5 protein-coding genes and 2 pseudogenes are annotated in these 8,559 nt (G+C 65.3%); 4 read left to right on the top strand and 3 right to left on the bottom strand.

From position 1 onward, the window contains the following. The coding region (locus RT662_RS11910; protein ID WP_313670926.1) for a TonB-dependent receptor domain-containing protein at positions 1 to 1,927 on the top strand (1,927 nt) is incomplete at its 5' end. A gap of 47 nt (positions 1,928 to 1,974) precedes the next feature. Here RT662_RS11910 and RT662_RS11905 read toward each other — a convergent pair. Continuing rightward, a complete protein-coding gene (locus RT662_RS11905; protein ID WP_313670925.1) occupies positions 1,975 to 2,577 on the bottom strand; it encodes a glutathione S-transferase family protein in 603 nt (200 codons plus the stop codon). 65 nt (positions 2,578 to 2,642) lie between these two features. Between RT662_RS11905 and RT662_RS16260 the strand changes: the two are divergent. Further along, positions 2,643 to 4,924: pseudogene (locus RT662_RS16260) on the top strand (transketolase). Then, positions 4,921 to 5,634: a CPBP family intramembrane glutamic endopeptidase, BDIM_20840 family gene (locus RT662_RS11890; protein WP_313670922.1), complete on the top strand. Its 714-nt coding sequence runs from the start codon at positions 4,921 to 4,923 to the stop codon at positions 5,632 to 5,634. Before RT662_RS16260 ends, RT662_RS11890 begins: the two are co-directional and overlap by 4 nt. Here the strand turns inward: RT662_RS11890 and RT662_RS11885 are convergent, their stop codons facing one another. After that, positions 5,635 to 6,411 carry an IclR family transcriptional regulator C-terminal domain-containing protein gene (locus tag RT662_RS11885; protein WP_313670920.1) on the bottom strand — a complete coding sequence of 259 codons (777 nt, stop codon included), beginning with the start codon at positions 6,409 to 6,411 and terminating at the stop codon, positions 5,635 to 5,637. Between the two features lie 245 nt (positions 6,412 to 6,656). On the opposite strand from RT662_RS11885, the gene RT662_RS11880 reads away from it, so the two are divergent. Next, on the top strand, positions 6,657 to 8,048 hold the full coding sequence (locus tag RT662_RS11880) for an aminotransferase (RefSeq protein WP_313670919.1): 1,392 nt from the start codon (positions 6,657 to 6,659) through the stop codon (positions 8,046 to 8,048). Here the strand turns inward: RT662_RS11880 and RT662_RS11875 are convergent. Beyond that, positions 8,045 to 8,559 (bottom strand): annotated as a pseudogene (locus tag RT662_RS11875) (glycine dehydrogenase subunit 2); the annotation flags it as partial. The gene RT662_RS11880 and the pseudogene RT662_RS11875 overlap by 4 nt on opposite strands.

The raw sequence follows: 8,559 nt of genomic DNA, 5'->3' as shown, positions 1-8,559 counted from the left end.
GCTGACCGAGTCCATGCAGGGCCTGCCTGCGGCCAGCTTCAACCTGCCCGCCGGCGGTGCCTTCTCGCCGTTCGGCGGCCCGGTGCTGGTCAATCGCTATGCCCCTGATCCGCTGGGCCGTTTCGGCGACAACTGGAACAGCCGGCTGGGCACAGTGCTGGATGGCAATATTGGCAAGTGGCGCTGGAACCTCACAGGCAACTGGAATCACGCCGAAAATCGCAGCCGCATCGAACGCGGCATCGATGTGAGCGCGGCGCAGAGCCAGATCACGACCGGCGCGCTTTCACCCTACGGTGCCTTCAGCGGGCCGACTCTTACCGATACGGCCAGCAGCATCTCCGACAATCTCTCCGCCGATCTGTTGCTGAACGGCAGCCCGTTGCAGTTGCCGGCGGTGCCGCTGGCGCTGGCGCTGAAGGCGCAGGTGCAGCACCTGGCACTCGATGCGTCGGCCACCCGCGCGGGCCTGGTCAGCGCCGCGAACCTGTCGCGCACGCAGGGCAATTTCCAGGCGAATTTCGATCTGCCGATCGCCTCGTCTCGCGATAACGTGTTGCCTTTCCTCGGGAAATTCACGCTCAACGGCAATATCGCCGCCGATACGCTGTCCGATTTCGGCACGCTCATCACTTGGGGTGCCGGCGCCAATTGGGAGCCTTCGCCGGGCTGGAGCTTCATCGCCAGCTTCACCCGCGAACAGGGCGCGCCCAGCGTGGGCCAGTTGGGTGATCCCACCATCATCACCCCCAATGTGCGCGTGTTCGACTTCATCCGCGGTGAAACGGTGGACATCAGCCGGTTGGACGGCGGAAATCGCGCCCTTTTGAACGACACACGCCAAGTGTGGAAACTGGGTTTCAACCTGAAACCCTTTGAAAAGACGGATATTGTTTTCAACGCCAACTATGTCCACTCGCGCATCGACGATCCGATCGCGTCTTTCCCCACGGCGACGGCGGAACTGGAAGCGGCCTTCCCGGATCGCTTCACGCGCGATGCCGGCGGCCGGCTGCTGCAGATCGACAACCGCCCGGTGAATTTCGATTATTCTGAGCGGCAGGAGCTGCGCTGGGGTTTCACGCTCACCCAGGCGCTCAAGCCCGGCAAGGCCGAGCGGGCGGCCAGCGAAAAACGCATTGCCGAAACCCGCGCCAAGGCGGTCGAGGCGTTCCGGACCGGCCAGCCGCTGCCGCCCGAAATCCGCGCTTTCGCCCGCAATCCCTATGGTTTCACGCCGGGCCAGCGCCCGCCCGGTGCCGCCGGTGGGCCGGCTGCTGCCGGCGCGACGCCGCCCGCTGCCGCCGGTGGTCCGCCCGCTGCCGGAACGTCGCCGCCTGCTGCCGGCGCTGCACCACCCCCCGGTGGCGGCTTTGGCGGGGGCTTCCGCGGCGGCGGCGGTGGCGGCGGCCCGCCGCGCGGCTTCCTCGATGGCCGGTTGCAGTTCACCGTTTTCCACACCTGGACCTTCCGCAACGAAATCGGCATCCGCCCCGGCGTGCCGGTGCTTGATCTGCTGAATGGTTCGGCGGTCGGCTCGCAGGGCGGGGCACCGCGGCACCAAATTGAAACCCGGCTGGGCGGCGGCCGGCGCGGGATTGGCGGCAGCATCGGCGTCAACTGGCAATCGGGCACATCGGTGCTGGTCGACCCATCAGGCGCGTCGCAATCGCCGGACGATCTGTTCTTCTCATCGCGTGCTGTCGCCAATCTGCGGCTGTTCGTCGACCTTGGCCAGCGCCAGGATGTGCTGCTGAAGATGCCGTGGCTGCGCGGCAGCCGCATCAGCTTGCGCGTCGACAATCTGTTCAACGACCGCATCAACGTGAAGAACCGCCTCGGCGCCGAACCCATCGGCTTCCAGCGCGACCAGCTTGATCCGCTGGGGCGGACGGTGACGCTGTCATTGCGGAAATTGTTTTTCTAAGCGGCAGTTCCGTCACCCCGGCTTTCGCCGGGGTGACGGGGAAAATTCTAGCTCACCCGTTCCGTCGCCCGTTGATGCCAGCTGCGCAGCGCCGCCGCGTCATCCGGAAACGCAATCCCGATCCAGCCGGCAAAACCCACGATCGACAGCAGCGCGATATCCGCCAGCGTGAAGCGCTCCCCGGCCAGCCAGTCCCGATCAGCCAACTGGCCATCGAACCAGCCCAGCATCGCCACCGCCTGCACCTTCGCCGCTTCGCCCATGGCCGGAATCTGGTTGATCAGCTTGGCGGTGTAGGGATGGCCATGTTGCCAGAACAGGCTGACAGGTGTGCCAAAGCCGGTTTCCACCCGCCTGATCCACATGTCCGTCTCTGCTCGTTCGAACGGCGTCGTGCCGATCAGCGGTGGTTCCGGGTGGAGTTCATCCAGATAGCGGCAGATGCTGATGGTCTCGGCGATCACCCGGCCATCGTCCAGTTCCAGGAACGGCACCTGTCCGCGCGGGTTCAGCGCCACCACTTCATCCGATTTATGCTCGCGCGCCATCAGGGAGACCATCTTCTCTTCAAGGCTGATCCCCTTGGCGTTCAGGAACAGCCGCACCCGACGCGGATTGGGCGCCGGATCAGGCGCGGACCAGAGCAGCATCTGTCATCTCCCCGTTTCAATGCGCCAGCGTTGCATGGCCGGGGCTTTCGCGGCAAGGGCGGCCCATGCAATCGCCTGAAACCATTGCCCACCTCGAATCGCTCGATACCCGCCTGCGCTGGCTCAGCGCCTGGACGATCCACAACGCCAATCACCTGCGCCCCAGCCGTGATGGCGTGAAGGTGGGCGGCCATCAGGCCAGCTGCGCCAGCATGTCCAGCATCATGGCCAGCCTGTATTTCGCAGCATTGGGCCCCAATGATCGGGTGGCAGTGAAGCCCCACGCCGGGCCGCTGCTGCACGCCATCCATTACCTGATGGGCAATCAGAACCTTGATAAACTTCAGAATTTCCGTGGCTTCGGCGGCGCGCAATCCTACCCCAGCCGCACCAAGGATGTGATCCCGGTCGATTTCTCCACCGGCTCGGTCGGCCTCGGCGTTGCGATCACCGCCTTCGCCTCGCTGTTCCAGGATTATCTCGTCGCCCACGGCCGGCTGGCCCCCGCCGAAACCGGCCGCATGATCGCGTTGATGGGCGATGCCGAGCTGGACGAAGGCAATATCTATGAAGCCCTGATCGAGGCGTACAAGCACGATATCCGCAACCTGTGGTGGATCGTCGATTACAACCGCCAGAGCCTTGATCACACCACCGCCGATCGCATGTTCCGCCGGTTTGACGATATCTTTGAAACCTGCGGCTGGCGGGTTATCACGCTGAAGCACGGCCGCCGGCTCGCCGCCGCCGTGGCCGGGCCGGGGGGGCAGCACTGGATCAATGGTTCGATGATTGCCCCAACGCCGATTATGCCGCGCTCACCTATCAGGGCGGCGCCGCGTGGCGGGCGCGGCTGACCGCCGATCTGGGCGCGGCAGTGGCGCCGATCCTGAACAGCCATGACGATGACGCGCTGGCGCTGTTGATGACCGATCTGGGCGGCCACTGCATTGCGTCCCTGCTCGATGCCTATGCGCAGGCGGCCAGCGATGATCGCCCCTGCCTGATCATTGCCTATACGGTGAAGGGCAGGGGCTTGCCGTTTGCCGGCCACAAGGACAATCACGCCGGCCTGATGACGCCCACCCAGATCGAGGGGCTGCGTGATCAACTGGGCATTGCGGCGGGGCAGGAGTGGGAGAAATGGGCTGGCCTTGGCGACAACCAGGCCGCCGCGCTGAAGGCCTTCGTCGCCAACAGCCCCGCCGCCGCCCTGCTGCGCGACCGGTCGTTTGATGCGGTGTCGGTGCCCGCCATCCCGGCGCCCGCGGGCGAGGAGCAGGCCACCCAATCCGCCTTCGGCCGTATCCTCTTCGATCTGGCCAAGGCCGGCGGGCCGCTGGCGGATCGCATCGTCACCACATCACCCGATGTCACGGTTTCGACCGGGCTTGGCCCGTGGGTGAACGCGCGCGGCCTGTTTCGGCGCCAGCAGATGCCCGATGTGTTCCGCGCCGCGAAAATCCCCTCGCCGCAGAAATGGCAAGGGCAGGGCAGTGGGCAACATGTGGAACTTGGCATCGCCGAACATAATCTGTTTCTGGTGCTCGCCGCCGCGGGCCTCACCGCGCCGCTGTTCGGCACGCGGTTGATCCCGATTGGCACCGTCTACGATCCGTTCATCGCCCGCGGCCTCGATGCGCTGAATTATGGCTGTTATCAGGATGCCCGCTTCATCCTGGTCGCGACACCATCGGGCGTCACGCTGGGGCCGGAAGGCGGCGCCCACCAATCGATAAACCCGCCACTGATCGCCATGGGCCAGCCCGGCCTGACCCATTACGAGCCGGCCTATGCCGACGAACTGGCGCTGCTGCTGCATCACGCCTTCGGCCATGTGCAGGATCCCGACGGGGAAAGCGTTTATTTCCGGCTTTCCACCCGCAGCATCGCGCAGGTGCCGCGCGCCGATGATGATTGGCAGGCCGGGGCGATTGCCGGCGGTTATTGGCTGCGCAAGCCTTCGCTGGGCGCAGAAGCCGCCATTGTCGCCATGGGCGCGCTGATGCCCGAAGCCCTTGCCGCCTGGGAGGCGCTCATCGACGACATCCCCGGCCTTGGCCTGCTCGCCGTCACCAGCCCTGATCTTCTGCATCGCGGCTGGCGGGCCGGGAACAGCCATGTCGAAGCTCTGCTTGCGCCGCTGCGGCCGGGTGGTCGGCTGGTCACCCTGTGCGATGCTGCCCCGGCCAGCCTGTCGTGGTTGGGCGGCGTTCACGGCCACCGCGTCGTGCCGCTGGGGGTGGACCGCTTTGGCCAGACCGGCGATCTCGTCGATCTGTTCGCGGCCTATGCGCTCGACGAAGCTGCCATCATCACCGCCATGGCAACGGCGCTCAGCGCATGAATGGCCTGATCAGCCTTGCCGCTATCCTTGCCATCCTGCTGGCACTGGGTGTCCTCATCGGCTTGGCAGATCGCCGCTATTTCTCGGCACGTTGGCTGCTGGCCGCCGCCGCGCTGGTGGCATTGAACGATGCGCTGCTCACCAATGTCTATGGCCTGCTGCCCGATCTGATCGGCGGCGATTGGAATTGGCAGGGCAAGGCGCTGGCGCTGGCCGCCACGCTGGCCATTGCCGCACTGGCCCCGTTCGGTTGGCAGCGCTGCGGCCTCACGCTGGCCCAGGCGCCCGGCAGCAGCCAAGCGGCGTTGCCCGTGGTGCTGCTCTATGGCGGCTTCTTCGCTGCCATTGCGCTGGCGTTCCCCGGTGAGCCGGGCGATGCCGAAACCCTGGCCTTCCAGCTCAGCCTTCCGGGGCTGGAGGAAGAAATCTTCTATCGCGGCCTGCTGCTGTTTGCGCTCGATCGCGCCTTTGCCGGGCGGCAGCGGTTTCTGGGTGTGGAGTGGGGCTGGGGCGCGCTGCTGTCGTGCCTGCTGTTCGGTCTCGCCCACGGCTTCAGCTATGGCACCGAGGGTTTCTCCGCCGATCCGGCAACGATGGTGCTCACCGCGGTTCCGGCGCTGCTGGGGGTATGGCTGCGCCTGCGCACCGGAAGCCTGCTGCTGCCGATCCTGCTGCACAATCTGGGCAACTCGCTGTCGCTGCTAGTGTGATCAGAGCCCGCGGGTGATGGCCTGCGAAGCCTGCAGCAGTTCCGGCAGGATCTTGGTGCGCATGCCGTCCAGATCGGTGCGGGATGAAGGGCAGCACACGTTCAACGCCGCCAGCACCCGGCCATCGGCACTGCGGATCGGCACCGAAATCGAGCCCAGGCCGATTTCCAGTTCCTGATCGACCATCGAATAACCGGTGAGCCGCACATTCTCGATCTCGGCGCGCAGCTTGACCTTCGAGGTGACGGTGTAGGGCGTGATGGGTTGCAGTGTCACCCGATCAAGATAGCGGTGCATCGAGTCCACTGGCTCGGCGGCCAGCAGCACCCGGCCGGTTGACACCGCATGCGCCGGGGCTCTGCCGCCCACGGAAATGCTGACATTGACCAGCCGATCCGATGTGGTGCGGGCGATGTAGGTGACATCGTCGCCGGTCAACACCGCGCAGAACACCGATTCCTGCAGAGTCTTGGACAGATCGTTCATGATCGGCTGCGCGACTTCCAGGATGCCCATTGACGACAGCGCCGAATAGCCCAGTTCAAGCACCTTGGGCTTGAGGCTGAACACCTTGTCGTCCTTTTCGGCATAACCTTCGCGCACCAGCGTCAGCAGGAAACGCCGCACGGTGGCGCGCGTCATGCCGGTGGCGCGGGCGATCTCGCTCAAGGTCATGCGCGGACGCGTGCGGGTGAAGGCGCAGATCACCTCGAGACCGCGCGCCAGCGAGTTCACATAGTCACGGTCGCTGATGTCGTTGGTGTCGGCTGCGGCCATTACTGTTCCGTCTTCATGCTTTTGCATGCGGCGCACCCTAGCGATGAAACGCCGCCAATCCACAGAAATTTCGCTGCCAGCACCGCGTGCGGACTCCACGGCGGCGATGCAGACAGTGCGTGTGATGGCACGGACGCTGCCAGTTTCCAAGCGTACATGCGGTCGCCCTGCGAACAAACTTGCCATGGTTTTGGAGATAGGCAACAGATTGGCGCATCACCGGCGCAAGCAATGACGGAGTCGACATGAGTATCCGCAACACCCCCGAAGACGTGCACGACCTGGATCGCCGTTATGTCTTCCATCCCTTCACCTCGCTGGCGGATCACCAGCGTGATGGCGCTGCGTTCGTGCTCACCCATGGGGCCGGCGCCCGTCTGACCGACACGACCGGCCGCGAATATGTTGATGCGATGGCCGGCCTGTGGTGCGTGAATGTCGGCTATGGCCGCACGGAGATTGGCGAGGCGATGGCCGCACAATCAACCCGCCTGAGTTATTGCCACGCCTTTTCCGGCATGACGAGCGACACGCCGGCCATCCTGTCCCAGCGCCTGATCGAGATGGCGCCCCCCGGCATGGCGCGTGTGTTCTATGGTAACAGCGGGTCCGACGCCAACGACACGCAGGTGAAGCTGGCCTGGTATTACAACAACATCCTGGGCCGGCCGCAGAAGAAGAAGATCATCGCCCGCCAGCGCGGCTATCATGGTGTGACCATCATGACGGCGGGCATGACCGGCCTGCCCGGCCTGCATGCCGGGTTCGATCTGCCGCTGCCGATGATCCGCCACGCCATGGCGCCGCGCCGGCTGTGGGAAGGCCATGGCCTGACCGATGCCGAATTCACCGCCAAGCTGGTGGCCGATCTGGAAGCACTGATCGCAGCGGAAGGCGCCGACACGATCGCCGCCATGATCATGGAGCCGTTGATGGGCGCGGGCGGCGTGATCGCGCCGCCGGCGGGCTATTACGAGGCCGTGCAGGCCATCTTGCGCCAGCACGATATCTTGCTGATTGCCGATGAAGTGATCTGCGGGTTTGGCCGCCTGGGCCAGATGTTCGGTTCAACCGTGTTCGGCATCGCGCCCGACATGATGACCGTCGCCAAGGGGCTGACTTCGGCCTATTTCCCCTTGTCGGCGTGCATCGTTTCGCAGCGCGTGTGGGATGTGCTGGTGGCCGGCGGCGAGCAATATGGCGCCTTCGGCCATGGCTATACCTATTCCAGCCACCCGGTTGGTGCCGCCGCCGCGCTGGCCAACCTCGACATCATCGAATCCGAAGGGCTGGTGGCCCGCGCGGCGGAGATGGGGACCTATCTGCAGGCGCGGCTGCGCGAGGCGTTCGTGGGCCACAGTCTGGTGGGCGAAGTGCGCGGCCAGGCGCTGATCGCTGCGGTGGAGTTCGTCGATCGCGTTGAAGACAGCGGCCCGGTGGCCTTCGATCCGGCACTGAAGGTGGCGCCGCGCATCGTCAAGGGCGCGCTGGCCCGCGGCGTCATCGGCCGTGCCCTGCCGTCATCCGACGCCGTTGCCTTCTCGCCGCCGTTCGTCATCTCTCGCGCCGAGATCGACAAGGCGGTCATGGCTTTCCGCGATGCCGCCGACGAAGTGGCGGCCGAGCTGGGCCGCTAGCCCTGCTTGCGCTGCCACGCCGCCCAGGTTGTGGCCCAGTTGGCCGGGTCGTTGATGTCCCGGTCAGACAGCTTGGCAACAACCTGATTGTGGGGGGCTGATCGCACGGTTTCGGGTTCGCGATAGGCTTCGTCGATCACGTGGGCCAGGACATCGATCCAGTAATCAATGTCTTCGCGGGACCACATCTCGCCGGCTTCGGGCGTGAAGGGTTGCGGAACGATCCACGGTTCGTGGCTGAGCCAGAAGGCGTCGATGCCGAAATCCGCCATGCGGTTCTGCACGTCGACGGCGCTGATGCCGGTGTCCTCGAACAATGTGCCCAGGCTGTAGCGGGTCATTTCAAGGCGCGGGCTGGTCTGATCGGGGTGGGAACGTGTGACGCCGCGCAGGGTGAGCAGCCGCTTTTCCATATAGTTGTTGAGCAGCACCGAGAGATCGCTGGCTTCGGCCAGCCCCTCGGCGCCCATCGCCCGCGTCCAGGCATAGGCCTTGAACACCTGCTGCAGAT

It is taken from the genome of Sandarakinorhabdus sp., from assembly GCF_032115815.1.
In the GTDB taxonomy this organism is placed as follows: Bacteria; Pseudomonadota; Alphaproteobacteria; order Sphingomonadales; family Sphingomonadaceae; genus Sandarakinorhabdus.
The sequence above is the reverse complement of the archived record's forward strand: the minus strand, read 5'-3'. Positions and strand labels throughout refer to the sequence as shown.